We start from the raw sequence: 26,343 nt of genomic DNA, 5'->3' as shown, positions 1-26,343 counted from the left end.
AACCAGATCAACCGCAAGCGGCGGGCGTCTTCGGACGTCCGCCGTTTTCATGCGCGCGGAGGCCATCCCATGCTGACCCTGACCTGTCCTGTTTGCGGCGTTGCGGCCTGCGAGACCGAACTTTCTGCGGGCGGCGAAGCCCATCTCAAGCGCTATGGGCCCGGCTCAAGCGATGCGGAATTCGAAGACTACCTGTTCATGCGCCCGAACGTGAAGGGCGTGCATTTCGAGCGCTGGCGTCATGCGATGGGGTGCGGGAAGTGGTTCCATGCGGCGCGCGACACCGCCACGTTGGAGGTTTTCGGCACCTATAGCGCGCAGACCCTTGAGCCGCCCACCGACATCATCGCCGCCATCAAGGCCAAACACCCGGACTGGACACCTGCATGACGCGCCCGACCCTCACATCAGAGCAGGAAGCGGCGCTGATCTATCCGGACTACCGCCGCGAATTGCGCGTTCTGACGCCCGATCCGCAGCGCCTGGTGCCGTTGATCGGACGCCTGCGGTTGGAGCTTGACGGCGCCGAAGCGGGCGCGCCGATGACCGACATGATCCAGCCTCTTGATGCGGGCCAGCCGTGGGAGGCTGTGGCCGAAGTCTTGGGCACCGATGAGCCGCAGGCCTTGGTTGACGGTTGGATCGACCTTTTGCCGCTTCTGAAGCTCGCCGCCCTGTTCGGAGAAATCGAGCCGGGCCTTTATGTTCCACGCAACGTGACGCCCGACCGGATCGTCGCATTACTCAGCGGCTATGGCGGCGTGACGCTGGAACGGGCCGGTCTGAATGCCGATGGGCAGGTCATGGTGACGCCCGCCCACATCCGACTGCAACGCAATCTGCAATGGCGCTGGACCCATGAAGATTGGGCTGAAGCTACCCTGATGTCAGGGGCCTGGCCCGGACCGTCAGTGGACGCCAAACGGGTCTACGGCGACATGTCGTTCATCGAGCTGGACATGCATCGGATCCTCGAATTGCCGGTCGCGTCGCGCGATGCCGATGGGTTCATCACCCTCAGCGATACGCAGCTTTCCGAACTGGGCGCGCTGCACCTGACCCTGCAGGCCGCCACACAAGTCTTCATCGAAAACGTGACCCTCGATCTGTCCACGCCTGAGGTCGCCGAGACCTTGGCGCAGTGGGAAATCTGGGCGTCGAACTAATGGAAGCCAATTGACATGAGCCATCGCATCTCGACCCACGGTCGCCTGATCGACCGCGCAACGTCGGTGAAATTCACCTTCAATGGCAAGTGGATGCGCGGCCATGCCGGCGATACGCTGGCCTCTGCGCTTTTGGCCAATGATCAGATGCTCGTGGGCCGGTCGTTCAAATACCACCGCCCGCGCGGCATCGTGGCCTCCGGCGGGGAGGAGCCAAACGCGCTTGTGAACCTTGGCCGCAAGGATCGCCATGAGCCGAACCAGCGGGTCACCACCACCGAGCTGTTCGAGCGGTTGGAGGCAACCAGCCAGAACCACTGGCCGTCGCTGGAATTCGACGTGGGCGCGGTGAATGCGATGGTCGCGCGGTTCCTGCCTGCGGGCTTCTATTACAAGACGTTCATGTTCCCGCGCGCCTTCTGGAAGCACGTGTTCGAGCCGGTGATCCGCCAATCCGCAGGCCTCGGCGCGGCGCCGCATCCCGAAACCCGTGACCCCGACACCTACGAGCATTTCTACGCCCATGTCGATCTGGTGATTGCGGGCGGCGGCATTGCGGGCCTGATGGCGGCCCTGGCGGCAGGCAAGGCGGGCAAGCGCGTGCTTGTGGTGGAGCAAAGCGCCCATTGGGGCGGGCGCGCGCCGGTTGATGGCGATGTGATCGACGGGATGCCCGCCGAGGCTTGGGTGAAGGACGCCGTTGAAGCCCTTGAAAAGATGGCGAATGTAACGCTCCGCCTGCGTGTGCAATTGTCGGGTGTGTATGATCATGGCTACGCGCTTGCCTATGAACGGATCGGCGATCATGCCCCCACCGAAGACGCGCCGCGCCACCGGCTCTGGCGCATCCGCGCGGGCCATATCATCGCGGCCACCGGTGGCATCGAACGCCCGCTCAGCTTTCCCGGGAACGACAAACCCGGCGTCATGCTGGCCTCGGCGGTGCGCGATTACATCGTCAATTATGGCGTCACACCGGGTGAGCGCATCGTGGTCGTCACCAACAATGACGACGGCTACCGAACGGCCCTGAGCGCGCGCGCCGCCGGAGTGGAGGTCGCCTGCGTCGTCGATCCGCGTGAGGTGGTAGAAGGCGCGCTTCCGGCCGAGGTCCGCGCGCTTGGCGTGCCGATCCGCACGGGTGCGGCCATCAGCAAGGTGAAGGGCCTCCGGCGCGTAGTCTCGGTCCGGGTGCAGGCCTTCGCAGAGGACGACGGTCGCTACGATGAGATCCCGTGTGACGCGGTCGCCATGTCGGGCGGCTGGTCGCCGGTGGTCCACCTGTGGTCCCATTGCGGGGGCAAGTTGACGTGGGATGAGGCGCAGGCCTGTTTCGTTCCCGACATCGGCCGTCCGCCAACCGATCAGAATGGCGAAGGCTTTGTGACCTGCATTGGCGCAGCGGGCGGGGGCCTTCAGGCGGCGGAAGGCGTTTCAATCACCGCCAACGTCATGAATGGTCTGGGGCTTCCCTGTGACCCGCTCGAAGTGCAGGCCCCGGCCGAGGCACCGCTGGCCCCCGTCTGGGTCATGCCCGCCTATGCCGGTGCCAAAAAGCGCGCCAAGATGTGGCTGGATTTCCAGAATGACGTGAAGGTTTCCGACGTGATGCTCGCCGCGCAGGAAGGCTATGAAAGCGTCGAACACACCAAGCGCTACACCACGCTCGGCATGGCAACGGATCAGGGTAAGCTCAGCAATATCAATGGACTTGCCGTGCTTGCCGATGCGCTCGACAAGGGCATCCCGCAAGTCGGCACCACCACCTTCCGCCCGCCCTACACGCCGATTTCCCTGGGTGCGATCGCAGGCGAGGCACGGGGCGAGATCTTCCAACCGCTGCGCCGCACGCCGATCCACGATTGGCACGTCGATCATGGCGCGTACATGGAGCCCGTCGGTCATTGGCGGCGGCCCTATTGCTTTCCGCGCGACGGCGAAACCCATGCCGATGCGGTCAATCGCGAGATTGACGCCACGCGGCGCTCGCTTGGCCTTTTGGATGCCTCGACCCTTGGCAAAATCATCGTCAAAGGCCCTGATGCGCCGAAATTCATGGACATGCTCTACACCAACATGATGAGCAGCCTGAAACCGGGTAAGTGCCGCTATGGGTTGATGTGCAATGAAAACGGGTTCCTCATGGATGACGGCGTTGTCGTCAGGCTCGATGAGGACACGTTCCTGTGCCACACGACCTCTGGCGGGGCGGATCATGTCCACGCGCATATGGAGGATTGGCTGCAATGCGAGTGGTGGGATTGGCAGGTCTACACGGCCAATGTGACCGAGCAATGGGCGCAGATTGCCGTCGTTGGCCCCAATGCGCGCAAGCTGTTGGAAAAGCTTGGCGGTATGGATGTGTCGAAAGATGCGCTGCCCTTTATGCAAATGGCCGAAGGCAAGCTCGGCGGATTTGACGCGCGGGTCTTCCGGATCAGCTTTTCGGGTGAGCTGAGCTATGAAATCGCCATCCCCGCCAGTCAGGGCCGCGCCTTTTGGGACGCCCTGCACGCGGCGGGCGCGGAGTGGGACGCGACGCCCTACGGCACCGAGGCGTTGCACGTCATGCGCGCCGAAAAGGGCTTCATCATGATTGGCGATGAGACCGACGGCACCGTGATCCCGCAAGATCTCGGGCTGAATTGGGCGATCTCTAAGAAGAAAGAGGATTTCCTCGGCAAACGCGGCCAGCAGCGCACGTTTCTTGCGTCGGAGGACCGCTGGCATCTGGTCGGGTTGGAAACACTCGACGGCTCTGTCCTGCCCGACGGTAGCTATTGTGTCGCGGACGGAAACAATGCCAACGGCCAGCGCAATGTGCAGGGGCGCGTGACCTCGACCTATTACTCGCCCACGCTCGCCTGCGGCATTGCCATGGGTCTGGTCCATAAGGGTCCGGATCGGATGGGCGAGGTCGTCGAATTCAACACGGTCGAGGGCGGCACGATCCAGGCGAAAATCGTGAACCCGGTATTCTATGATCCGGATGGGGAGAAGCAGAATGTCTAATGCTATCAGCGCTTTGCCCGGCGTTATCGCCGATGGTGACGTCCGTGTGACCGAGATGGGACTGGTCGGCATGATCACGCTCAAGGCCGATTTGTCGGCGGCCGCGACGAAGAAGGCGGTGAAATCCGCGACCGGCCTCGACCTACCGGATGCGCGAAAAATGTCCGGCGGTGATCTGGCCAAAAGCGTCGCGTGGATGGCCCCGGATGAGCTGTTGATCCTGTGCCCCCATGGCGAGGCCGAGGCGATGGTTGGGCGGCTCACCAAAGAGTTGGGCAAGGCGCATCATCTGGCGGTGAACGTGTCGGACGCCCGCGCGGTGTTCGCCCTCACCGGCGCGGCGGGGGCCGTCCGCGATACATTGGCCAAGCTGACCCCGGCCGACATGGCGGCGCTCCCGACGGCAGAGATGCGGCGCACCCGCTTGGCGCAGGTCGCGGGCGCCATCTGTCTGCCTGAGGAGGGCCGCGCGGATGTGATCTGCTTCCGTTCGGTCGCGGGCTACATGTTCGACCTGCTGAGATCCGCCGCAAAGCCCGGTGCAGAGGTCGGGTTTCACTAGACCGGATCAACCGCCCCGAAACCTTCCCAGTGCGGTCAAAACCTCGCCGTTTTCGCAGTCAACACACGCGCAATGACCGAGCATTTTTCCCGGTCCGGCACCGACCCGGACGGACCTTTCCTGCCCCTGAGCCGCGGGCCGCAGCAACGCAAAGTAGGTTTTGGCACTCTGACGCTTGTGTGTGTCATCCTGCCGGTGTGCGTTTTGTTTTGGTGGATCGCGAACAGGGGGATTGATGGGGGCTTCTACATGCCCGCCGATTTTCTCCAGGCGCAGCGGGACATGATGATGCATTTCGCAACGATGCTCATCATCCCTCCGGCGCTGCTTGTCTGCGTCATGGCGCGCGCCGTGTGGCGCGAACGGCGACTGCGGATTGTCCGATCCTTCCTGATCGTATTTTTGCTTCTGTTTTCAACGGGGCTTTACAATAGCGCCGTACTTTTCAATGCCCAGGCCATCATGCCGGAACTCACGCGTCAGGACGTGATGGCGTTGGCAGACCGGCCGATCCCTCGGCTTGAGCGTTCTGTTCGTGTGACCGATTACACCTATGAGGCCACAACCTTTACAGTACACGTCACTCTAGAGCACGCCGTGTCCGACGACGATGTCGACCGCGCGGTTGTGGGGCCGGGGATGTGCCGACGGTTCGGCGTGCTTTTTGGGGGGCCCGTGGATCAGATCATCCTGCAAGCGTCGGGTCTGGACGGCGCGCCACGCTCCGTCGGAGTGAGCCAGCAACAATGCCGTGAGTGGTATCTTTTGAACCGCACCCCCGCGAACAGGCCCAATCGACGTTTGGCCGTTCCCCACGACCGCCTGACGCCGATGGATGTCACGCCGGAGCGTGAAACGTAGGCTCGCAACCTGGCCGGGCGCGGGCGGTCCGCGCCCCGTTCTGTCACGCCAAAGACCGGGCGCGTGCCGACCCGCCGGGGCCGCACGCAATCGGGTAATCCTGATGCGTGCCCCTTGACCTTCCCCCCTTGCGACCTCCATCTGTGCCGCAGAACGCACCACATCAAAACAGGGGGCCACCATGGCATTCGACCTTCCAGATCTTCCCTATGCTCACGACGCGCTGGCCGGCAAAGGCATGTCCGCCGAGACGCTGGAATATCACCACGACCTGCACCACAAGGCCTATGTCGACAACGGCAACAAGCTGATCTCGGGCACCGAGTGGGACGGCAAGTCGATGGAAGAGATTATCACCGGCACCTACGACGCGAACGCCGTCGCGCAGTCGGGGATCTTCAACAACATCAGCCAGCTTTGGAACCATAACCAGTTCTGGGAAATGATGGGCCCCGGCGACGCGGGCATGCCCGGTGAGCTGGAAGCGGCGTTGAATGAAAGCTTCGGTTCCGTCGACAAGTTCAAGGAAGAATTCTCCGCCGCCGGTGCGGGGCAATTCGGCTCGGGCTGGTGCTGGCTGGTCCAGGATAGCGACGGCGGCCTCAAGGTCACCAAGACCGAGAACGGCGTGAATCCGCTCTGCTTCGGTCAGACCGCGCTTCTGGGCTGCGATGTGTGGGAACATTCCTACTACATCGATTTCCGCAACAAACGCCCGGCCTACCTGTCGAACTTCCTCGACAACCTGGTAAACTGGGAAAACGTCGCCTCGCGCATGTAACGCGGTCGGCAACCCAACGCATTGAGGCCCGCCTGACTACGGCGGGCCTTTTTCGTGTCGGCACCCCTCTTGCCACCCCCCGTCCGGATCCCTTTGCCGGAACCGACGCCTGCGCCGGGCGTTGCCCTCCCAATGGAACCCATCAACCGGAGGACATCATGGCCGAGCGACACAGATCAAAAGACGGGCGCAGCGAGACAAAGGACCTACTGGGCAACACGCCCGACACCCCCGGACACGCGGGACGCGACGGTGGCGATCTTGCGCGCAAGACCGGCACCAAGGCCGAGCTGCGCACATTCGAGAACGGCTCTGCCGGTGTTACCCGGGTCACGAAATCCGATGAGGAAAAGCCCGGCACCGACAATCTCGGCGAAAGGAACAAGTGATATGGCCGACCCTCTCCGACAGCCCGAGATCGACTACGTCCGGCGCAATCCCTCGCCCCTGACCACCGGCACCTGGGTGCTTGTGGCGGATGGCGAGAAGGCGCTTTTCTTGCGAAATGACGGCGACGCCGACGCGCCCAACCTGACGGTGTTCCGCGAGGAAGAGCAGGACAACCCACCGACCCATGAGCAAGGCACGCACAAGCCCGGCCGCTTCAACGACGGCCCGCAGGTTCAGCGTTCCGCCGTGGCCGATACCGATTGGCACTGGCTTGAGAAGGAACGCTTCGCCAGCGACATGGCCGATATCCTGTACAAGCAGGCCCATCACGGCAAGTTCGAGCGGATCATCATCTGCGCCGCGCCCAAGATCCTCGGCGAACTGCGCCAGGAATTGCATCAGGTCGTGACCGACAAGGTAGTGGGCGAGGTCGATCTTGTCCTGACGAACCACCCGATCGATGAGATTGCCGAACGCATCGCCGACGCGACGACCGGCGATTGATTGCCGCATCATGCCTTGCCCCGCGCGCCGCGCGCGGTGCAAGGGACCTTACCCCAGCCGCGCCATCAACGTGTCGACATCCGGCACGCTTTCCATGAAGTCGAGCAGCGTCGCATCGGCAAACCCCTGCGCCACGATGTGGTCGATCAAGGCGCGGAGCGGGTCCCAGTATCCATCGACATTCAGCAGGTAGATCGGCTTTTCGTGCAACCCAAGCTGCCGCCATGTCAGCGCTTCGAAAAACTCATCAAGCGATCCCGCGCCGCCAGGCAGGACCACAACCGCGTCGGCATTCATGAACATCACTTTCTTTCGCTCATGCATCGTTTCCGTGACCACGAAGGTGCTCAGATCAGCCTTTCCCACCTCTATCTGCATCAAATGGGTCGGGATCACACCGAAGGTCGCACCGCCCCCGGCCTGGGCCGCGCGCGCAACCGCGCCCATCAGGCCCACATCGCCCGCCCCGTAAACGAGGCGCATGCCAGCCGCCGCGATGGCCGTTCCCAACTCCGTCGCCGTCGCCATATAGGCGGGCTGTGTTCCGGGGCGCGCGCCACAATAGACACACAATGAAAAGCTCGACATGACAATACCTTGTGTTTCGGATTGGTTTGTCCCCTGATAAAAGCCATTCGCAGGGCCCTCAACCCATCTTGGGCGGGGTCGTGGATCGCTTTCCGGGGGGAAAGAGCAATGCCGCAGGCATGCAGATGAAAGTCTCGTCGATGTTCGGGTCGAGCTCGGGGGCGGTGGCGGCCGCGGCTGGCAGCGCAGTTCTGCTGGTGGCGGCGGCGATTGGGTATTCCGTCTGGCGCTCTGATCCCGATGCGGGGCAGCCGGTCCTGCCCGACGAGACAGCGATTGAAGCGCGCCAAACCGCCCCCCTGACCGAGGACGCCACGCAGGCTGGGGCCGATGCGGAACCCGCCCCTGATCCCGTCCCCGACGCCTCGCCGAACCTAGACATCGTGCGGGTCGAACAAGACGGCAGCACCCTGATCGCAGGCGCCACCTTGCCGGGAATGTCCGTCGCGATCCTTCTGGATGGAACAGAGGTCGCGCTGGTCGAGGCCGACCGGAACGGTGATTTCGTGGCCTCCCTGACCCTGCCGCCCTCCGACACACCACGGGTGATTTCGGCGGAGACCCGGCCGGAAGACGGCCCCGCATTGGCCGGGTTGGAAACTGTTCTGGTTGCTCCGTTCGCTCTCGCCGCAGACGACGGCGCAGAGCCCGCGACCCCAGCGCCCGACGCCGTGGCGGAGGCGTTGGATGCCCCCGCGCCACCCGAGGTCGCGCAACCGAATGAATCGGCAGAGCCCGAGACCACAGCCGACGCCACAGTCGACGCCACGCCGGACATCCCCGCGGAAGACGTCGAGGTTGCAGCCGTTACACCAAACCCGCTAGAGGCGCCCGAGGCGCCGAGTGCCGGGGATGACACCGACCAATCCCCCGCCGTCCTGATCGCGGGTCCAGACGGGTTGCGCATTTCGCAGCCCCCCGGACGTCCCGAGGTGGCGACCGAGGTATTGCTCGACGCGATCTCCTATGATGCCAGCGGCGCGGTCATCCTGGCCGGGCGTGGGCCGGCCACTGCGAATATCCAGGTGATGATCAACAACCAGCCCATACAATTGGGCGAGGTCAGCCCCAGCGGTGCCTGGTCGCTGCAATTGCCCGATGTCGATCCGGGGACCTACACTCTGTCCGTCGCCGAACTGGCCGAGGATGGAAGCGTCGAAAGCAGGATCGAGACGCCGTTCCTGCGCGAAGATCCCGAACGGATCGCGGCGGAGGCGGCTGCGGCGCAGGGCGGCGCCGTCGGGGTCGATGTGATCACCGTGCAGCCCGGCTTCACCCTTTGGGGCATCGCCGAGCGCAATTTCGGCGACGGCATCCAATATGTGCAGATCTTCGAGGAAAACCGCGATCAGATCCGCGATCCGAACTGGATTTTCCCCGGACAGGTTTTCCGCCTGCCCACTATTGACGCGGAGACGGTCGAGAACTGATCAACGCCTCTGGTCGTCCCCGGCCCGACGTCCTAAGTTGCACCCCTGACGGACAAAGGGGCCAGCCGAGATGCCAGCCGACACCACCGCGCAGGGCCAATCCGGTCCCGCACCCGCCAACGCACAAGACCCAAAAGAGCTGATGGATCAGGCCGAACGCCGCTCAGGCTGGCGCACGATTCGCAAGGTTTCGCCTTACCTTTGGCCGGAAGACAAGCCGTGGGTGAAGCGCCGCGTTGTGGTGGCACTGGCGTTGTTGGCTTTTGCCAAGGTCATCGCGGTCACGACGCCGTTTTTCTACCGCGAAGCGGTCAACCTTCTGTCCGGCGAAACGGCTTCTCCCGCGTGGATGTTGGGGCTTGGCGCGGTGGCGATCACGGTCGTCTACGGCCTGACACGGGTGTTGAACGTCGCCTTCCAACAGCTCCGCGATGCGGTCTTTGCGCGCGTGGCGCAGCGGGCCCTGCGGCAATTGGCGCTCGAGACGTTCCAACACATCCACGCGCTGTCGATGCGCTATCACATCACGCGCAAGACCGGGGGGCTCAGCCGGATCATCGAACGCGGCGTGAAAGGGGTCGAGTTTCTGCTGCGGTTCTTGTTGTTTTCGATTGGCCCGCTCATCCTTGAACTGGCGCTGACCGGGATCATCCTCGCCGTGGTCTTCGACATCAATTACCTGCTGGTCCTGACCGCGACGATCACGGCCTATGTCTGGTTCACCTTCAAGGTCACCGAATGGCGTGTCCGGATCCGCAAGGAGATGAACGATCAGGACACGGATGCAAACCAAAAGGCCGTCGACAGCCTGCTGAACTTCGAGACGGTCAAATATTTCGGCGCCGAAACCCGAGAGGCCACCCGCTACGACGCCGCGATGGAAGGCTATGAAACGGCCGCGCTGAAGACCTCCTATTCGCTGGCGGCCCTCAATTTCGGCCAATCCCTGATCATCACCGGAGGCTTGATCGGCGTGATGGTGATGGCAGCACTTGGGGTGCAATCGGGCGATCTGACGGTGGGCGATTTCGTCATGGTCAACGCCTACATGATCCAGATCACCATGCCGTTGAACTTTCTGGGCACGGTCTACCGCGAAATCCGGCAGGCATTGGTGGATATGGGCGAGATGTTCGACCTTCTGGAGCAGCCGCAGGAGGTGCAGGATGCGCCGGACGCCAAGGCGTTGCGCGTTGATGGCGGCAATGTGCGGCTGGAGAATGTGAAGTTCGGCTACGATGCCGCGCGCCCGATCCTCAAGGGGGTGAACATCGACATCCCCGCCGGGCAGACGGTGGCGGTTGTGGGCTCCAGCGGGTCGGGCAAATCGACGATCGGGCGGCTGATGTTCCGCTTCTATGATGTCGGCGACGGGCGGATCACCATCGACGGCCAGGACCTGCGCGCCGTCACGCAACAAAGCCTGCACGCCCAGATCGGCGTGGTGCCGCAGGATACGGTTCTGTTCAACGACACGGTCTTTTACAACATCGCTTATGGCCGCGATGGTGCGTCGCGGGCGGAGGTGGAAGCGGCTGCGAAAGCGGCGCAGGTGCATGAGTTCATCATGTCCTTGCCCGACGGCTATGACACGGCCGTGGGGGAGCGGGGGTTGAAGCTTTCGGGAGGCGAAAAGCAGCGGGTGGGCATTGCGCGCACGTTGCTGAAGGATCCGCCGATCCTTGTGCTGGATGAGGCGACCTCGGCGCTTGATACCGAGACCGAAATGGAGATCCAGGCCGAATTGAAGGCCATGGGCGAAGGCCGCACGGTTCTGACCATCGCGCACCGCTTGTCGACCATCGTGGATGCGGACCGGATCGTGGTGCTGGAGAGCGGCGAGGTGGTGGAAGAAGGCAGCCACGAGGCGCTTCTGGCGCGCGACGGGCGCTATGCGCAGCTTTGGCACCGGCAGGCGGCGGACGACGACGCCTTGTAGACAATGGCGCGCCGACACCGCGCACGTTGATCTTGCCATGCGCGGCCGGACGATCTGCATCGCGCTGCTGCTCCTCTCCCGGACTCGCAACTGCAGGTGTTCCGGCGCGGCGGGTTGGGCTCGAGGCCCTCTGATGATCAAAAATCCCCGAACCCGGTCTGACGGGGCGGAGATCGGCGGTGAAAACCGCTATTCCGCCGCCCGCAACGGAGGCGGCTGCGGCCCGCTATCTTCGCGTTCGGATGCCTCATGGCGCGCGTCGTCCTCAAGCGGGTCCAGCGGCGCAGTGGGGATGGGCTCTTCCGCGGCGAGATCCCCAAGCGGTGTTTCCTCCTCCGGCACTTCAAGGGCCTCGACCTCATCTTCCCTGGGATCTTCATCCCAGAAGATAACCGGATTGCGCGCCCGGCGGGCCTCGCGCTGCAACGCCCAATCCTGCGCACGCTGGCTCATGTCGCGCGCACCCAGACGGGCTAACCCGCGGAAGCCCCAGGACAGGATCGTCCAGAACCACACTCGCAGCGCCAGAAGCGACGGCGTGAACAACAGCGTCAGGAAGGTCGCAATCCCGAGGCCGAACACAACCGCGGTCGCGAGTTGCTTCCACCAAAGCGCGGTGGGGCTGTCGACGGTATAACCACCGTTCCCGAAATCGAGGCTGATGCCGTACATCATCGGAGCAAGTCCCGCCATCGTGGTGATCGTGGTCAGCAGGACCGGGCGGATGCGAACCTCGACCGTGCGCACGATCGCCTCAAGGCGGGGCATGTAGCGGCTGTATTCCTGATACGTGTCGATCAGGACAATGTTGTTGTTCACCACGATCCCGGCCAGCGCAACGATGCCCGTACCGGTCATGATGATCGAGAAGGTCTGATCCATGATGATCATTCCCCACAGCACCCCGGCGGTCGACAGAACCACCGCCAACAGCACCAGAACCGCGTTATAGACCGAGTTGAACTGCGCCAGCAGGATGATGAACATCAGGCCCAAAGCGGCCGCGAAGGCGGACGACAGGAACGCCTGGCTTTCCTCCTGATCTTCCTGATCGCCGGCCCATTCCCAGCTGACCGATGCGGGCAGGGGGGTCTCGGCCTCAAGCCATTCGGTGATGCGTTCAATGCGCTCGTTGGCGGTCACGGCAGTGGTCGTCAGCTCTGCGGATTGCACGGCATTGCCGATCTCGTTGATGTCGAGATCGGAATAATTGGCGTAAACCTGATAGCCGACCTCCTGATGTTCGAAATCGGGCGTGGCGTCGCCAGTGGCGATATCGGACACGTCGCGGATCAGGGCGATGATGGTGCCGTCGACATCATCGACGCGTTCCAACCCGGAATAGACATCGGCCTTCACCATGAAAAAGCGCTGCTGGTTGTAACGTTCGATGGTGGCCAGTTGCGGCGTCGGCTCCCACGAGACGAAGTTCGACAATGGCACAAGCCCATCGCTGGTCCGCACGCGCAGGGATTCGAGCGTCGAGAGCACGCGGGCCTCTTCGGGGAAGCGTACGCGTATGTCGATTTCCTCGTCTGAGGTCGGCACCCGCATCGTGTCGAGCAGGATACCGCGTGTCACCAACTGCACCATTGCGCCAACGGTGGAGACATCCGCGCCGTAGCGCCCGGCAGCCTCCACATCGACGTTGATTTGCCAGTCGATACCAGGCAGCGGCAGCGTGTCTTCGATCAGGGTCAGCCCGTCGAGGCTTTCGTAATAATCCCGCACGATGTCGGTGGCGTCCTGCAGCTCCTCCCAATTGTCCCCGGCCAGACGCAGGCTGACGGGTTTGCCCTCCGCGGGGCCGGTGGAAGCGGAGAAAATCTCGGTCTGGATGCCGGGGATCTGATCAAGGCGGACTTGCAGCGCGTCAAGGATCATGTCGCCGTCGGCGCGTTCGCCCCAAGGCTCAAGGTCGATCTGCACCTGCCCGATGGTGTCGGACGGGGCCGCCGCACCGCCGGTGTTGTTGTTCAGCCCACCTTCACCCGCGAAGGCAAAAACGTCGCGCACACCGTCGGTTTCGAGCACGATGGCCTCGACCTGACTGACAAGGGCATCCTGTTCCTGCACCGATAGATTGCCGCGCGCGCGAACGTAGACGATAGCGTTCTCGGGCTCGGTTGCGACGAAGAATTCGACGCCGTTGTTGTTCTCTCCGAAGTAGGAGAACGTGAAGGCCACAAAACCCAGGACCGCGACGACAGAAACGACGGGCATGACGGGATTGCCGGTCAGAAAGTGCATGAACCAGCCGAAGGGGGAGCGTTTATATCCCGATTGCACGGCCTTTTCGCGGCGCTGGAACTGCACGGTAGCGATCAGGACCGACATGATCACGCAGGTCGCCACGAAGATCAGCCCGCCCACGGCCATCTGCAGCACGGGCGACAGATCGGCGGGCAGGGGGATCAGGACGCCGGGTTGCACCACGTTGAGCGCCGCCATGAGCATCAGGTACCCCGCGACGAACGTAAGCGCGAGGCGCACGATGTACCAAGGGATCAGACCTTTGACGGTGGCGGCGGCGATGTCGATGGTCCGGCTGAACCGCGCGGCCACACCGCCCAGAACCGGCAAGTAGATCAGCGCCACGATCAGCGACGCCGACAGAACGAAGATCAGCGTCACGGGCAACATTCCCATGAATTCCCCCGGCACCCCCGGCCAGAACAGCATCGGCAGGAAGGCGCAGAGCGTGGTCGCCGTGGACGACACGATGGGCCAGAACATGCGCTTGGCCGCGTCGGCATAGGCCTGCATCGGTCGTGCGCCCTCTTTCAGGCGGCGGTCGGCGTATTCGACCACCACAATCGCGCCGTCGACCAGCATGCCCACTGCAAGGATCAGGCCAAACATCACGATGTTGGAGATGGTGATGCCCATCACGCCCAGAAGGATGAAGCACAGAAGGAATGAGGTCGGGATCGCGAAGCCCACCAAAAGCGCGGACCGCGTGCCAAGGGCGGCGAGGACCACGATCATCACCAGCGCAATCGCGGTAAGGACCGAGCCTTCAAGCTGCCGAACCATGCTGTCGACCTGCACCGATTGGTCCAGCGTCGTCTCGACCTGCACCGAGGCGCGCAACTCTTCGGGCCAGGTGGTCTGAACGCGGTCCACTTCGTCGCGGATCAGCGCGACGGTGTCGATGATGTTGAACCCCTGCCGCTTGACGACCTGAAGTGCCACGGTGGTTTCGCCGTTGAAGCGCGCCGTGCCGACCTCATCCTGGTAGGTCAGGCGGATCTCGGCCAACTCGCCAAGCGTCACCACGCGGTCGCCATTCACGGTCACGGCGAGGTTATAGACATCCTGCGCGCCGTCGAAGCTGGATGGGATGGTGATGGAAATCGCACCGCCCGAGGTTTCGACCTCACCGGCGGCGATCAGCTGGTTGTTGTTGACAACCGCGTTGATCAGGTCGGCGGCGGTGACGTTGTAGGCCTCCAGCGCGAGGGGGTCGAGGATCACCTCCAGCATCTCGTCGCGGGTGCCCGCAAGGCCCGCTTCAAGCACTGGCGAGAGCGTCTCCAACTCCGCCTGCATCTCGTTGGCCAGGCGGATCAGCGTGCGCTCCGGCGCGTCACCGGAAAGCGCCACGATGATGATCGGAAACTCGGAGAAGTTGATCTCGTTGATCGAATAGCTTTCCGCGCCGGAGGGGAATTGCACCTCGGCGCGACCCATCGCGTCGCGGACATCGGCGATGGTTTCGCCCTTGTCCCAGCCGAACTCGAACTCAAGAAACACGCCCGCGTAACTCTCGCCCGCGGTGGAATTGATCGACAAAAGGCCATCGAGGTCCTGAAATTCCGCCTCCATCGGGCGGATCAGCAGCCGTTCACTGTCGGTGGCGGAGATGCCGGGGAAGGGGACCGAGACGAACAGACCGGGGATGTCGATGTCCGGCTCACCTTCCTTGGGCAGGCCGATATAGGCGGCGGTGCCAGCGGTCAGGGACAGCAGCACAAAGGCAATTACCATGCGCGCGCGGCTGGCGGCCCAGTCAATGACACCGGTCATTGCGTCAACTCCTCATAGGTCGTGCGCACTTCGACACCGGCGGTCACGAACTCCTGCCCAACCGTGATGACATCAGCCACATCCGGCAGGCCGGTCAACAAGACCCCGTTTGGCGTGTCGCGGATCATCTGCACCTCGACGAATTCGACCACGCCGTCCACGACAGAGCGCACGCCAAGCCTGCCGTCGTCGTCGAGTGTCAGCGCGGACGAGGGCAGCAGATGCGCGGGTGTCCCCTCGGTCTGCACCAGAATATCGGCGGTCTGGCCATCGCGGATCAGAAGCTCGGCATTGGGGACGGTGATCTCCACGCGGAAGGTGCGGGTGTCGTCATCGGCGGAGCGGCTCACGAAGGTCACTTCCCCCTCGACGCGTTGCCCGGAAGACAACTCGGCACCTGCCCGCGCACCCATGGCAACACGGTCAATCTGCGCTTCGGGCACAAAGCCCACAAGCTTGATCGGGTCGAGTTGAATGATCGTGGCGCAAATCGCGCCGGGCTGCATGAGGGCACCCAATTCGGCGGTGTCGGTTTCCAGAAGGCCGGAAAATGGCGCGTAAATGGTGAAATCCGCGATGGCATCCTCGGCGCGGGTCACGGCCGCTTCGGCAGAGCGTACACTGGCGCTGGCCGATTGCAGGCCTGCCTCGGCGGATTGCAGCCCCGCGGCCGCGCTCTCGACCCCGGCTTCTGCAGCGGCAAGGACGGCGGCCGCAGAGGCCGCGCGGGTGTCCGACCCGAACCCGGATTCGTTCAGGCGCGACGCGGCATTGCCATCAATCTCGGCTGAGGTCAGCTGCGCCTGCGCCTGCGCCAACATCGCGCGCGCCTCTGGCAGACGCGCCTCGGCCTCCGGCACGCGGGCGCGGGCTTCTGCAAGGCGAGCCTGCGCTTCTTCCAACGCGCTTTGCGACGTGCCCGGATCAATCTCGCACATCACCTGACCCTCTTCGACAAAGGCCCCGGCCCGGATCGGCGTCGAGATAATGCGCCCAGAGGTCTCGGACGCAACATTGACGAGGCGCATCGCCTCGGTCCGACCGCGCATCAAAACGGCGTTTTCGGTGACCTGCGCCTCGGACCGGCGCACAACGACATGAATGCGGTCATCCTCCGCCGCATCGACATCGGCGGAGGGCGTGTCGTCGGTGGCCCCGGTTTCGGCAGTATCTTCCGCCACGGATTGCGGCGCCGACTGCGGTTCGGGCACAAAACGCGCGGCAAAATTGGTCAGGCTCGCACGGTCAAGGACCACGAAATAGAGCGCGACGCAGACAATCACTGCGGTCAGGATCGGAAACAGCTTCATGTGATCACCTTCATTTGCCCGTCATTGCCCCCCACAGGGCAGGAACATTGACCCGATGCAGCAGGCCGCCTGTTGTTCCGTGTTCCCGATGAATACGGTGAACTATGCAGTTCAGATTACTCATTTTTAGAATCTTTCACAAGAGTGAACTGAACGGTTCAGAACACTCGCCTCAAGGTAGAGAGCGCCCCGGGTGTGCCGCACGCGCGCTGCAACGTGACCCGGCCCTTGCGCCGCGCCCCTTTGCCGGGGTACTCCCTGCGCAATCAGACGATCCGGGGTGGAGCGGCAGGCATGGCCAACAGCGACAGTTTTATCAACGAAGTCAGTGAAGAGGTCCGCCGCGACCGGTTGTTTTCGCTGTTTCGCCGGTGGGCGTGGCTGGCGATCTTGATCGTCGTGGCCATCGTCGGTCTCGCCGCATGGTTCGAGTGGCAATCCGCGCAACAACGCGCCAGCGCCGAGGCATTTGGCGATGCCTTGCTATCGGGGCTGGATGCCGATGACGCGGAAGCGCGGATCGCGGCACTGTCCGAGATCGAGACGCCTTCGCCAGAAGTCACCATGATCCTTGCCCTTCTTGCGGCGGGGGAAGAGGCGAATGCCGATGATCCCGAAGCGGCGGCGGCGCGGTTACGGGCGGCGGCGGACACGCCGGGCCTTGCGCGCCGCTATGTCGATCTGGCGCTGCTGAAAGCTCAAATGATGGATCCGGCCGCCGCCGACGAAGCGCGTCTTGTGCTGGAAGCCATCGCGGCCCCCGGCGCGCCCTACGCGGCTCTGGCCGAGGAACAATTGGCTCTGGTCGATATCCGCGCGGGCGATCTGGATGCCGGTTTGGACCGGTTGCGGGGGATCGAGCGGTCGGCGGCGGCGACGGCGGGCTTGCAACAACGCGCCGCGCAGTTGATTGTGGCGCTTGAAAGCGGTGCGGTTCTTGTGGATGGCCCGGTCGAAGACGCGCCCGCGCAGGAGGAAGACGCGCCCGCTATAGAGGATGCGCCAGAGCAAGAGGCTGCAACGCCCGATGACGCCGAAACGCCCAATGACCCCGAGGCGGACGAGTAAGCCGCAGGTGCCGTTTGGCCGGTGGCGAGAGACATTTTCAAAGGGCCGCATGTCGGCTCCCGGACTGCGAATGGTGGGCCCGAGATGAACACATTTGTCAAAGCAAGCGCCTTTGCCTGCGCCGCGATTCTGGGTCTGGCGGCCTGCGAGCGGGAAACCGTCCTGCCGGGCGAACGCTTCTCCATCGACACCCCGCTGTCGCAGGTGTTGAGCGGTGAGGCCGCCGGCACGCAGCGCGACGCGGCGGCCAGCGATGCACCCCGCGCGATCAGCCTGCCGGGCGTCACACGCACCGCCACCTGGGAACAGCGCGGCTTCAATTCCTCCAACCGGACCCCGCATGCGAGCCTGTCCGGCAGCCTGACGCCGATTTGGACGGCAGACATCGGCCAAGGCAATTCGCGCCGCAACCGCATCACCGCCGATCCGGTCTCGGACGGCGCGCGGGTGTTCACGATGGATGCGTCTGCGGGCGTTGTGGCGACCGACCTGACGTCGGGCGGCGCGGTCTGGTCGGCGGATTTGCAGCCCGGGTTTGACCGGGGCGGGTCGGTGTCCGGCGGCGGTCTGGCCGTGTCGGGCGGCACGCTCTTCGCGACGACGGGCTTTGGGGAGCTTGTGGCACTCGACACGGCGTCGGGTGCCGTGCAATGGCGCCAACGGCTCGATGCGGGCATTGGCGCGCCGACGATCTCGGGCGGCATCGTCTACATCGTCAGCCGCAACAATCAGGCCTGGGCGCTTGAAGCGGCAAACGGGCGCCTGATCTGGCAGGTGCCGTCAACGACCAATGATCCGCTGCTGTCCGGCGGCGCCGCGCCGGCTGTGACAGACCGCATCGTGGTCTTTCCCTTCGGCTCGGGCGAATTGTCGGGCACCCTGCGCCGCTCCGGTGCGCCGCTGTGGGCCACGTCCGTCGCCGGCGGGCGCAGCGGCGTGGCCTATGCCAACATCAACGACGTCACCTCCGACCCGGTGATTGCCAATGGCCGGGTCTTCGCGGGCAACCAATCGGGCCGCGTCGTATCGATCAGCGCTGGCACCGGCACGCGGCTCTGGACGGCGGAGGAGGGCGCGTATTCACCGGTTCTCAACACCGGAGGCGATCTGTTCTTCGTATCCGACCGCAACGAATTGATCCGCCTCGACGCCGACACCGGCGCACGGGTCTGGGGCACCGAACTGCCGCTGTATGTCAATGATCGCGAGCGTCGTCGCCGCGCGGTGTTCACGCATTATGGCCCGATCCTTGCCGGTGGGCGGCTTTTGGTGGCGTCGGGCGATGGCAACATTCGCCTGTTCAGCCCCGAAAGCGGTGCTTTGGTCGGGGCGGTGGAGATGCGCAACGGCGCGGCGGCGCATCCGATTGTGGTCAATGACACGTTGCTGGTGGTCACCGACGGCGGACGTCTCGAAGCGTTTCGGTAGGCGCGCTCAGGCCAGAAGAGCGTCGCGCACCGCAGGCTCGACCCAAAACGTGCCGGTGTAGATCAGCAACCGCAGCGCGTTGAACCAGATGGCGGAGACCTCGCGGAACATCGGCCCGGTCCGGTCCACCATTGCCTCGCTTGAGGCAAGATGCACATGATCGAACCCCATCAACCGAAACGACACCCACGACCTCAGCAGGTGATAGGCGTCGGTCACCACGATCACCGGCGCGTCGGTCTGCGTGATCCGCGCGGTAAACAGCGCGTTTTGCAAGGTCGAGCGCGACTCCGGCTCCACCGTGATGCGCGCCTCCTCGATCCCCATCGCGCGCAGATGGTCGGCCATCAATGTGCCCGCCCCATCGCCCGTCAGGATCACCCTTTCCCCATGCCCGGCCAGCAATAGCCCGCCACACCGTTCGGCGCGCATCAGGCTGTCTTCGGCCAAAACCCCGCGTGACACGGCCCCGCCAAGGCATATGATCTGCGCTGCCGGGGCGGGGGCCGTGTCGCGGGGCCAGAACCAATTCGACCCCAGCACCAAGGCCAGCGTGGCCGCATAGAACATCACCGTAAGCCGCAGAACCCGCCGGACGCGGGCCATTTTCTTATGTCGGATCAGGGCCATGGATCGGCCTCGCCAGCGGGACGGCGGTGCCATCCGGCAAACAGGGGCGGGTCACACATCGCACGATCCCTAACAGGGAAATCTCAGCAAAACATGAACCGCCGCACGGACCAAGGCCCTCAGGCCCCAATCATTCCCACTCGATGGTGCCCGGCGGTTTCGACGTGATGTCATAGGTCACGCGGTTGATCCCCGGCACCTCGTTGATGATCCGCGTCGCCGTCTCACCCAGAAACCCATGGCTGAACGGGTAATAATCGGCGGTCATGCCATCGACGGAGGTCACGGCGCGTAGTGCGCAGGCGTAATCATAGGTCCGCCCGTCGCCCATCACCCCAACCGTGCGCACCGGCAGGATCGCCACAAACGCCTGCCAGATCTCGTCGTAAAGGCCATGCCTGCGGATCTGGTCGATATAGACGGCATCGGCGAGCCGCAGGATCTCAAGCTTTTCGCGGGTGATCTCACCGGGGCAGCGGATCGCAAGGCCGGGGCCAGGGAAGGGATGGCGCGCGATGAAATGCGCGGGCAGGCCAAGCTCATGGCCCAACTCGCGGACCTCATCCTTGAACAATTCGCGCAGCGGCTCCACCAGTTTCAGACCCATCTTCTCGGGCAGGCCTCCGACATTGTGGTGGCTCTTGATCGTCACGCTCGGCCCACCGGAAAACGACACGCTTTCAATGACATCGGGGTAAAGCGTGCCCTGCGCGAGGTATTCCGCGCCTTCGATCTCATTGGCGTATTTCTGGAACACGTCGATGAACAGCCGCCCGATGATCTTCCGCTTTGTTTCCGGATCGGAAACACCGTCCAGCTCGCCCAGGAACAGCTCCTGCTCCTCGGCATGGATCACATGCAGGTTCATGTGATCGCGGAACATCTCGACCACTTCGGCCCCTTCATTGAGCCGCAAAAGCCCATGATCCACGAACACGCAGGTCAGTTGATCGCCGATGGCTTCGTGCAACAAAGCCGCCGTCACCGACGAATCGACCCCGCCCGACAGCGCACAGATCACCTTCGCCGCGCCAACCTGCGCCCGGATCGCCTCCACCGCCTGCTCGCGGTAGGCCTCCATCGTCCAATCGCCGGAAAACCCCGCCAGCCGCACGAAATTCTCGTAAAGCTGCGCGCCTTTGGGCGTGTGATGGACCTCCGGGTGGAACTGCACCGCATAGAAATGCCGCGACACATCCGCCGTGATGGCAAATGGCGCATTGGGCGACACACCGTAAACCTCGAACCCGGGCGCCAGCTTCGCCACATGATCCCCGTGGCTCATCCAGACCTGTTCCCGCCCGTCCTGCTCTGGCGTGCCGAACCAGCCCGCCAGCAGGTCCAACTCCCCCTTCGGCTCCACGAACGCGCGTCCGAACTCGGCCGTCCCACCACCGCCGGAAATCTTGCCGCCATGCACCGCGCCGCCAAGATCTTGCATCATCACCTGCTGCCCGTAGCAGATGCCGAGGATCGGCACGCCCGCGTCATACGCGGCCCCGGGCGGGCGCGGTGAGCCCTCACGCGTCACCGAATCCGGTCCGCCCGAAAAGATGATGGCCTTGGGCGCAAAGGCTGCCACAAACGCGTCATCGACGTTTTGATACGGGTGGATTTCGCAATACACGCTCAACTCACGCAGGCGGCGCGCGATCAGCTGCGTGACCTGGCTGCCGAAGTCGATGATCAGCAGGCGTTCATGGTCGGCGGGGTCGGGGACGGCAGCGTTTTTCATGGATGCGGATTACGCCGCAGGTCGGGGGCGCGCAAGCCCTGCCCATGTCGCATCCGCGCCGCAGATGACGCAATTCGCCTGCTTGGCCCGAGATGCGCGCGCTAGACACGGCGCAACGGGTCATTTGCCTTTGGAGGGTGTCATGGGCGAAGCAGAGCAGGCAGAACAACCACGGCGCAGGGCACGGGGCGGCGGCGGGGCGGCACGACGCGCCAGCCGTAGCGCGGTCAGTTTCGAGACCGCGCGCTTCATCGAGCGCAACATTCCCAACCTCGACATCCTGCACGACGAGGCGCTTGAGATCATCGAGACGAACGTCGAAACGGTCCTCGAAGAAATCGGCGTCATGTTCGTCGAAAACCCCGCCGCCTTGGAGCGGTGGCGCGCCGCGGGCGCGGATGTGAAGGGCGAGCGCGTGCATATCCCGCGTGGCCTGGCCCGCGAGCTGGTCAAAACTGCCCCGTCGAAATTCACCCAGATCGCCCGCAACCGCGCCCGCGACGTCGAGATCGGCGGCAATTCCCTGGTGCTGGCCCCAGTCTATGGCCCGCCCTTCGTCACCGACCTAAAAGGCGGGCGGCGCTATGCCACGATGGCCGATTTCGAAATGTTCGTGAAGCTCGGCTACATGTCGAAATGGCTGCACCATTCCGGTGGCACCGTCTGCGAGCCTACAGATGTGCCGGTCAACAAGCGCCATCTGGACATGCTCTATGCCCATATGACGCTCTCCGACAAACCCTACATGGGCTCGGTCACCGACCCGTCGCGGGCGGTCGATTCGGTCGAGATGTCAAAGATCCTCTTCGGGGCGGATGTCGTGGCCGAGAACACGGTGATGACCTCGCTCATCAACATCAACTCGCCCCTGACCTTCGACAGCACCATGATGGGCGCGCTGGAGGTCTACGCCGAGGCCGGGCAGGCCTCGATCATCTCCCCGTTTATCGTCGGCGGCGCGATGGCGCCCGTCTCCGTCGCGGGCACGCTCACCCAATGCCTCGCCGAAGGATTGGCCGGTGTCGCCTATAGCCAGTTGGTCAAGGCCGGCTCTCCCGCAATCATGGGCGCGATGGTCACGTCGATCGACATGAACTCGGGCGCGCCCACCTTCGGCACGCCCGAGACCTCGCAAATCACCTATGGCATGGGCCAATTGACCCGGCGGCTTGGGCTGCCCTACCGCTCGTCCGGCTCGTTCACCGGTGCCAAGATCCCCGATGCTCAGGCCGGATACGAGACCGCCAATTCGCTCAACATGGGGCTGCTGTCGGGCGTGAACTTCATGCTGCATTCCTGCGGCTGGCTGGAAGGTGGCTTGGCATCGAGCCCGGAAAAATTCGTGCTCGATGCCGATCAATTGGGCGCACTGCACAAGATAGCCGAGGGCGTAGCAGTCGACGAAAACGCACAAGCTATGGGCGCGCTGCGCGAAGTGGGGCCGGGCGGGCATTTCCTGGGCTGTGAACACACCCAGGACAATTACCAAAGCGCGTTCTGGCGCTCCGGCGTGCTCGATTACAAGCCGTACGAGACCTGGGCCGAGGATGGCAGCAGGTCGAGCTTCGAACTGGCCGCACTCAAGGTCGACAAGATGCTGTCGGAATACCAGCAACCCGCCCTCGACCCCGCCATCAATGAGGCGCTGCAGGCCTATATCGCAGACAAGAAAGCCGCGATGCCCGACGCCTTCATCTGACGCGCGCGGCCCTTATCCACAGCAAAAGGTAAACGCGGCGCTTCAGTTGACGGCGCGAGCCGCGGCCAGAAGGGCGCTCATCACCTGCACGTGGCGGGTGGGCGAATAGCCCATGCCGCCGCCCATCCGGGCCGCGTTCAGAAGCTCTTCCTCGGCCAGGAGTTTGGTGACCGGACGCCGCTTGGCGCGCCGGTGCGCATCGCCTGTTTCACAGGCCATTGTGGCCGCGCGGACCAGAAGACCGGGGCGGCGCAGGTGGTTCAGATGTGTGGTCAGATCGCTCATGTCATATGTCCCTAATGCAGATCTTGTCTGCCCTCAGGATGCACCCGGTTTGAGGGGTGTTGCATGAATCGCGGAATCTGCGCGCGGTGCCCCCGTGATTGTTTACGAATTGGAAACAATTTTTGAGATATCCACAGATTTTAACCAATCAGTAATCAATAGGGCGGATTTTTGCAGAGGTTCATTTAGCTTTGGGGCGTCCGGATATGACCGACATTCACTCTGCCGATCCTTCCGCTGATCCCGCGTTGCCGGGATGGGTGCCCGGAAAAGCAAAACACTACCTGGCCCACACGGCGTCCGGTCGCAGCTACCGCGAAATTGCGGAGCGAACGGGCATGGCGGCCTCGACCATTTGTCGACACGTCCACAACATCGAAGCCCGCCGTGATGACCCGTTGATGGACGAAGCCTTGGCCGGGCTCACGCAATCGACGTCACACGAACAGACCGTAGACGTCTCACAAAAACAGGAGAAGCGGCGCATGACTGCTCCGATACGGACGCCGAACGAAGACGACACGCAGATTACACGCGAAGCACGCCGTATCTTGCGGCGTATGTGCGAAACCGGGGCCGTGCTTGCCGTGGCCCAGGATATGGATAAGGCCGTTGTGCTGCGCCAGGGGACAGATGGTGAGCAGACCCGGACCGCCGTGGTCGATCGCAAGATCGCGCAGGCCTTTGCGGTCAAGGATTGGATCGAATGTGTGATGCAAGGGGGGCGTTTGGCGCGCTATGGCATCACGAACGCGGGCAAATCCGCGCTCAAGCGCCTGATCGAAGAAGATCGCCGCCGCCGCATGGGCAACGCTGGCTTTGCCGAAGGTCCCACGCCGTTTCAGGGGCAGCATGCGACCTGGGGCGCGCGCAAGGTTGCGGGCGACAACGGCAAGCCGATGCCGCTCCGCGTCAACCTCTCGGAATCGCCGCTGGCTTCGCTGGCCCGACGCAAGGGGCCCGATGGCAAGCCTTTCCTCGGACCCGATCTCGTGCAGGCCGGCGAACGTCTGCGCGAAGATTTCGAGCGCGCCCAGATGGGGCCGCGTGTGGGTCAGAACTGGGATCGGTTCCTGACCGGTGGCGACCGGGGCGGGTTTCTCTCCGACGGGGGCATTGCCGAAGGGCCACGCGCGGCGCGCAAGCGGGTCTCGGACGCGCTTGATGACCTGGGTCCGGGGCTGGCCGATGTGGTCATGCGGGTCTGCTGTTTCCTGGAAGGCATGGAATCGGCCGAAAAACGGCTCGGCTGGTCGGCACGGTCCGGCAAGGTGGTCCTGAAGATCGGCCTGCAACGCCTGCTGCAGCACTACGAGGCCCGGCACGGGTTCGTGCCCGCGACCCAGGTGTGATGCTCCGTGCCCTTTTGGGCGCTGGCCGACGATTCTCCCCGGCGCGGGATTGTGGCAAGACCATGATACCTGCCCCGGGGCGGCGTCTTTTGGCGACGCCAACACCTCGTTAACCAAGAAAATTGTCTTCCTGATACGGGGCTTTACGCATTTGAAGCGCATCGCGGGGACTATCCGCTTTACCCCCAGGGAGTGCGGCTGAGCGGATGGGTTGGTATCTCACTTGACCCATTCCACAAAGGACGCCCCGATGTATCGCAAATCCCGTTTGGCCATGATGGCCGCCCTGTCGCTTGCCGCTGTTGTCCCTCAGGTCAGTGTCGCACAAACCGTCGTGACGCCCGCGCAATGCGAGGCGCTTCTGGTGATTGGCCCGCAGCAGGCCGACCCCGCCGCCTTTTCCGCATGCATGCCCTATTACGGCGCGCTGGCGCAAAACGCCGCCGCGCCGGGTACGTTCGGCGTGCTGCGCCCCGGCGCTGCGGTGACGGCCTCGAGTTCCGGAACAGGTCGCTGAATTGGCCCTTGCAACAGACACATAGCGGCTGTGCCATCTCGTCCGGGTGACGTGGGGATCGTTTAAAGTTAAATGATCTCCAAAGCATCGAACGAGGAAGCCATGCGCGATCTCAAAATCCCCGAACAGCGCCACCCCGAAAAGGCGCGCCGCCCGGACAACCCGCAGCCCAAGAAGCCAAGCTGGATCCGGGTCAAGGCGCCCGTTGGCGAGGGGTATAAATCCACTGCCAAGATCATGCGCGAGAACAAGCTGACCACGGTGTGCGAAGAGGCAGGCTGCCCCAATGTCGGCGAATGCTGGTCGCAGGGTCATGCCACGATGATGATCATGGGCGAGGTCTGCACGCGCGCCTGCACCTTCTGCAACATCGCCACCGGCAAGCCGCCCGATCCGCTTGATGTGTTCGAGCCAGGCCGTGTCGCCGATGCGGTCCAGAAACTGGGCCTCAACCACGTCGTCATCACTTCCGTGGACCGCGATGACGTGGCCGACGGCGGGGCCGAGCATTTCGCGCAGACCATCCGCGCCATCCGACACCGTGCGCCCGAGACGACGATCGAAATCCTTACCCCAGACTTCATCAAATCAACGCCCGACGCGTTGCAGATCGTGGTCGATGCCAAGCCCGATGTCTTCAACCACAATCTCGAAACTGTCCCCGGCCTTTACCCCGAGGTTCGCCCCGGCGCGCGCTACTTCCATTCCCTCCGCCTCCTGCAACGTGTGAAGGAGATGGATCCGACGATCTTCACCAAATCCGGCATCATGGTGGGCCTCGGCGAAGACAAGCAGGCCGTGTTGCAGGTCATGGATGACATGCGCGCCGCCGATATCGATTTCCTGACCATCGGCCAGTATCTGCAACCCACGCCCAAGCACCACAAGGTGGACCGGTTCGTGACGCCCGAGGAATTCAAGACCTATGAAAAAGCCGCCTGGGGCAAGGGCTTCCTGATGGTCTCCGCAACGCCGCTGACCCGCTCGTCCTACCATGCAGGCGACGATTTCGAACGCCTGCGGGCCAATCGCCTGGCCAAGCTCGGCGCGCTCTGAA

At 63.6% G+C, this 26,343-nt stretch carries 22 protein-coding genes; 16 read left to right on the top strand and 6 right to left on the bottom strand.

Going from position 1 to position 26,343, the window contains the following annotated elements:
• Positions 1 to 69 precede the first annotated feature (69 nt).
• From V8J83_RS04035 to V8J83_RS04000, 8 genes are all read left to right on the top strand, one after another.
• Positions 70 to 390: a sarcosine oxidase subunit delta gene (locus tag V8J83_RS04035; RefSeq protein ID WP_339983729.1), complete on the top strand. Its 321-nt coding sequence runs from the start codon at positions 70 to 72 to the stop codon at positions 388 to 390.
• The gene (locus tag V8J83_RS04030) at positions 387 to 1,166 is read left to right on the top strand and encodes a hypothetical protein (protein ID WP_339983727.1); all 780 of its coding nucleotides are present in this window, start codon (positions 387 to 389) and stop codon (positions 1,164 to 1,166) included. Before V8J83_RS04035 ends, V8J83_RS04030 begins: the two co-directional genes overlap by 4 nt.
• Before the next feature lie 15 nt (positions 1,167 to 1,181).
• Complete coding sequence (locus V8J83_RS04025; protein WP_339983725.1) at positions 1,182 to 4,178, top strand: sarcosine oxidase subunit alpha family protein; 2,997 nt, start codon at positions 1,182 to 1,184, stop codon at positions 4,176 to 4,178.
• Entirely contained in the window at positions 4,171 to 4,740 is a 570-nt protein-coding gene (locus V8J83_RS04020) for a sarcosine oxidase subunit gamma (RefSeq protein WP_339983724.1), read from the top strand. Before V8J83_RS04025 ends, V8J83_RS04020 begins: the two co-directional genes overlap by 8 nt.
• A 249-nt stretch (positions 4,741 to 4,989) precedes the next feature.
• On the top strand, positions 4,990 to 5,601 hold the full coding sequence (locus V8J83_RS04015) for a hypothetical protein (RefSeq protein WP_339983722.1): 612 nt from the start codon (positions 4,990 to 4,992) through the stop codon (positions 5,599 to 5,601).
• Between the two features lie 181 nt (positions 5,602 to 5,782).
• Positions 5,783 to 6,382, top strand: coding sequence for a superoxide dismutase (locus V8J83_RS04010; RefSeq protein WP_339983720.1), 600 nt, complete (start codon positions 5,783 to 5,785; stop codon positions 6,380 to 6,382).
• 158 nt (positions 6,383 to 6,540) lie between these two features.
• A complete protein-coding gene (locus tag V8J83_RS04005; RefSeq protein WP_339983718.1) occupies positions 6,541 to 6,771 on the top strand; it encodes a hypothetical protein in 231 nt (76 codons plus the stop codon).
• A 1-nt stretch (position 6,772) separates the two neighbouring features.
• The gene (locus V8J83_RS04000; protein ID WP_339983716.1) at positions 6,773 to 7,276 is read left to right on the top strand and encodes a host attachment family protein; all 504 of its coding nucleotides are present in this window, start codon (positions 6,773 to 6,775) and stop codon (positions 7,274 to 7,276) included.
• 48 nt (positions 7,277 to 7,324) lie between these two features.
• Here V8J83_RS04000 and V8J83_RS03995 read toward each other — a convergent pair whose 3' ends face one another.
• Positions 7,325 to 7,864: an LOG family protein gene (locus V8J83_RS03995; RefSeq protein WP_339983714.1), complete on the bottom strand. Its 540-nt coding sequence runs from the start codon at positions 7,862 to 7,864 to the stop codon at positions 7,325 to 7,327.
• 119 nt (positions 7,865 to 7,983) lie between these two features.
• Here V8J83_RS03995 and V8J83_RS03990 point away from each other — a divergent pair, with 119 nt between their 5' ends.
• Together V8J83_RS03990 and V8J83_RS03985 are read left to right on the top strand one after the other, a co-directional pair.
• Positions 7,984 to 9,294 (top strand): LysM peptidoglycan-binding domain-containing protein, encoded by a 1,311-nt coding sequence (locus V8J83_RS03990; RefSeq protein WP_339983712.1) that lies wholly within the window; start codon positions 7,984 to 7,986, stop codon positions 9,292 to 9,294.
• A 70-nt stretch (positions 9,295 to 9,364) separates the two neighbouring features.
• Positions 9,365 to 11,233 (top strand): ABCB family ABC transporter ATP-binding protein/permease, encoded by a 1,869-nt coding sequence (locus V8J83_RS03985; RefSeq protein WP_439649750.1) that lies wholly within the window; start codon positions 9,365 to 9,367, stop codon positions 11,231 to 11,233.
• A gap of 189 nt (positions 11,234 to 11,422) precedes the next feature.
• Here V8J83_RS03985 and V8J83_RS03980 read toward each other — a convergent pair whose 3' ends face one another.
• Together V8J83_RS03980 and V8J83_RS03975 are read right to left on the bottom strand one after the other, a co-directional pair.
• Positions 11,423 to 15,262 carry an efflux RND transporter permease subunit gene (locus V8J83_RS03980; RefSeq protein WP_339983710.1) on the bottom strand — a complete coding sequence of 1,280 codons (3,840 nt, stop codon included), beginning with the start codon at positions 15,260 to 15,262 and terminating at the stop codon, positions 11,423 to 11,425.
• Entirely contained in the window at positions 15,259 to 16,572 is a 1,314-nt protein-coding gene (locus V8J83_RS03975; RefSeq protein ID WP_339983708.1) for an efflux RND transporter periplasmic adaptor subunit, read from the bottom strand. Before V8J83_RS03975 ends, V8J83_RS03980 begins: the two co-directional genes overlap by 4 nt.
• 294 nt (positions 16,573 to 16,866) lie before the next feature.
• Between V8J83_RS03975 and V8J83_RS03970 the strand changes: the two genes are divergently transcribed.
• Complete coding sequence (locus tag V8J83_RS03970; protein ID WP_339983706.1) at positions 16,867 to 17,640, top strand: tetratricopeptide repeat protein; 774 nt, start codon at positions 16,867 to 16,869, stop codon at positions 17,638 to 17,640.
• Between the two features lie 84 nt (positions 17,641 to 17,724).
• Positions 17,725 to 19,068: a PQQ-like beta-propeller repeat protein gene (locus tag V8J83_RS03965; RefSeq protein WP_339983704.1), complete on the top strand. Its 1,344-nt coding sequence runs from the start codon at positions 17,725 to 17,727 to the stop codon at positions 19,066 to 19,068.
• Between the two features lie 6 nt (positions 19,069 to 19,074).
• Here V8J83_RS03965 and V8J83_RS03960 read toward each other — a convergent pair whose 3' ends face one another.
• Together V8J83_RS03960 and guaA are read right to left on the bottom strand one after the other, a co-directional pair.
• Positions 19,075 to 19,698 (bottom strand): YdcF family protein, encoded by a 624-nt coding sequence (locus V8J83_RS03960; protein WP_339983702.1) that lies wholly within the window; start codon positions 19,696 to 19,698, stop codon positions 19,075 to 19,077.
• A 130-nt stretch (positions 19,699 to 19,828) separates the two neighbouring features.
• Positions 19,829 to 21,433, bottom strand: coding sequence for a glutamine-hydrolyzing GMP synthase (gene guaA, locus V8J83_RS03955; RefSeq protein ID WP_339983700.1), 1,605 nt, complete (start codon positions 21,431 to 21,433; stop codon positions 19,829 to 19,831).
• Positions 21,434 to 21,575: 142 nt separating this feature from the next.
• Here guaA and V8J83_RS03950 point away from each other — a divergent pair, with 142 nt between their 5' ends.
• Positions 21,576 to 23,132: a trimethylamine methyltransferase family protein gene (locus V8J83_RS03950; RefSeq protein WP_339983698.1), complete on the top strand. Its 1,557-nt coding sequence runs from the start codon at positions 21,576 to 21,578 to the stop codon at positions 23,130 to 23,132.
• Between the two features lie 42 nt (positions 23,133 to 23,174).
• On the opposite strand, the gene V8J83_RS03945 is transcribed toward V8J83_RS03950, so the two are convergent.
• Positions 23,175 to 23,417: a DUF6477 family protein gene (locus tag V8J83_RS03945; RefSeq protein WP_339983696.1), complete on the bottom strand. Its 243-nt coding sequence runs from the start codon at positions 23,415 to 23,417 to the stop codon at positions 23,175 to 23,177.
• Between the two features lie 206 nt (positions 23,418 to 23,623).
• Here V8J83_RS03945 and V8J83_RS03940 point away from each other — a divergent pair, with 206 nt between their 5' ends.
• The 3 genes from V8J83_RS03940 to lipA all read left to right on the top strand — a co-directional run bounded on the left by V8J83_RS03940 (position 23,624) and on the right by lipA (position 26,342).
• The gene (locus V8J83_RS03940; protein WP_339983694.1) at positions 23,624 to 24,769 is read left to right on the top strand and encodes a DUF6456 domain-containing protein; all 1,146 of its coding nucleotides are present in this window, start codon (positions 23,624 to 23,626) and stop codon (positions 24,767 to 24,769) included.
• Positions 24,770 to 25,019: 250 nt separating this feature from the next.
• Complete coding sequence (locus V8J83_RS03935; protein WP_339983692.1) at positions 25,020 to 25,286, top strand: hypothetical protein; 267 nt, start codon at positions 25,020 to 25,022, stop codon at positions 25,284 to 25,286.
• 102 nt (positions 25,287 to 25,388) lie between these two features.
• Positions 25,389 to 26,342, top strand: coding sequence for a lipoyl synthase (lipA, locus tag V8J83_RS03930; protein WP_339983690.1), 954 nt, complete (start codon positions 25,389 to 25,391; stop codon positions 26,340 to 26,342).
• Position 26,343 lies beyond the last annotated feature (1 nt).

Source organism: Gymnodinialimonas ulvae (genome assembly GCF_037543845.1).
GTDB lineage: Bacteria > Pseudomonadota > Alphaproteobacteria > Rhodobacterales > Rhodobacteraceae > Gymnodinialimonas > Gymnodinialimonas ulvae.
The sequence above is the reverse complement of the archived record's forward strand: the minus strand, read 5'-3'. Positions and strand labels throughout refer to the sequence as shown.